Genomic DNA, 1,427 nt, shown 5'->3' on the forward strand with positions numbered 1-1,427 from the left:
GTTCCCTGGGAAGAGTTCGCCCGGCTTTACTACAAGAACTTCAAGAGCAACCGTGGTGCCCCCACCAAGGATGCCAGGCTTGTGCTGGGAGTGATCATCATCAAGCACATCATGAAGACGGACGATCGCGGTGTGATAGAGATGATCCAGGAGAATCCCTACATGCAGTATTTTCTTGGACTCGAAGCTTTCACTTATGAACAGGTAATGACGCCCTCGCTGCTGTTTCCATCAGGAAACGCATTGATCTGGATGTCTTTGAATCATTGACAGACGATTTAATAAGAAAAGGGTTGAAGCTGAAAGCCGGGACAAAACAAGAAAAGGCTGACACGGTTACGAAGGATGAAGAATATGATAATGATGACGACCCTGATCCACATCCCGGGAACAAGGGGAAGCTTCAATTGGATGCAACGGTCTGTGATGCGGATATCAAGTATCCCACCGATCTGGATCTGCTGAACGAGAGTCGTCAAAAGGCCGAGGAGTTGATTGATGAGTTGTGTTTAAAACTGGGTATTAAAGATAAACCCCGTACATACAGAAGGTTGCACGCAAGGATTTTTTGAATGTATCGAAGATGAAGAGAAAACCTGCCAACGTTTTACGAAAGGCGATACGCAAGCAAATCAACTATCTGAAACGGGATGTACGGACTATCAATGAGATGCTGGACACCATAAAGGATGAACCGGTTCCTTTTGACAGGCGGCAACTGAAATATTTTTTTGTTATCCAGCATCTGCTGGAACAACAGGAGAGCATGTACAAGAAGAAGAGCCATCAAGTAGAAGATCGCATCGTGAGCATTCATCAGCCGCATGTACGTCCCATCGTGCGTGGCAAGGCCAAGGCCAAGACGGAGTTTGGCGCCAAGATCAACATCAGCCTGCTGGATGGATATGCCAGGGTGGATCATTTTGACTGGGATGCCTTTAACGAGGGGCAGGATCTTCAGGCACAGGTCGAACGCTTTAGGGAACTGACAGGGAAATACCCGGAGCTGGTTCAGGTGGACAAGATATATCTTACCCGGGAGAACAGACGGTTTTTGAAAGAGAAAGGAATCCGCTACACCGGGGAGCCACTGGGACGAAAACCGGTAAAAGAGATAAAGAGCAGATACCAAAAGCGTAAAGAGCGACGAGAAGCGGCGGAACGCAATCAGGTTGAAGGGAAGTTTGGTCAGGGGAAACGTGGATATGGTTTAAATGATATCCGCGCCAGATTGGCCACGACATCAAACAGTTGGATAGGGGCTATCATTTTTGTGATGAACCTGATCCGACATATGAGGGATATTCCCCTGTCTTATTTTGTCTCGTTTCTATCGAAACTGATGAAAGTGAGAAATATAAACATTTATCCACTCGGGCCACAAATGAAATTGTGTGCCTGATTGGGATTTAATAAGCAGACCCTAA

The 1,427-nt window shown here is 46.7% G+C and carries 3 protein-coding genes; all 3 read left to right on the forward strand.

The window, feature by feature from the left end; all coding sequences use genetic code 11:
* The coding region (locus tag JCM15092_RS16725) for a transposase (RefSeq protein WP_148296677.1) at positions 1–270 on the forward strand (270 nt) is incomplete at its 5' end.
* Positions 271–293: 23 nt separating this feature from the next.
* Complete coding sequence (locus JCM15092_RS16730; RefSeq protein WP_148296678.1) at positions 294–572, forward strand: hypothetical protein; 279 nt, start codon at positions 294–296, stop codon at positions 570–572.
* A gap of 11 nt (positions 573–583) precedes the next feature.
* Positions 584–1,402 carry a transposase gene (locus JCM15092_RS16735; protein ID WP_051532579.1) on the forward strand — a complete coding sequence of 273 codons (819 nt, stop codon included), beginning with the start codon at positions 584–586 and terminating at the stop codon, positions 1,400–1,402.
* Positions 1,403–1,427 lie beyond the last annotated feature (25 nt).

Source organism: Phocaeicola paurosaccharolyticus JCM 15092, from assembly GCF_000613805.1.
GTDB lineage: Bacteria > Bacteroidota > Bacteroidia > Bacteroidales > Bacteroidaceae > Phocaeicola > Phocaeicola paurosaccharolyticus.

What these genes read in the sequence shown, in the direction of transcription:
- JCM15092_RS16735 (WP_051532579.1), top strand. Translation starts at nt 584, where the DNA reads ATGAAGAGAAAACCTGCCAACGTTTTACGAAAGGCGATACGCAAGCAA.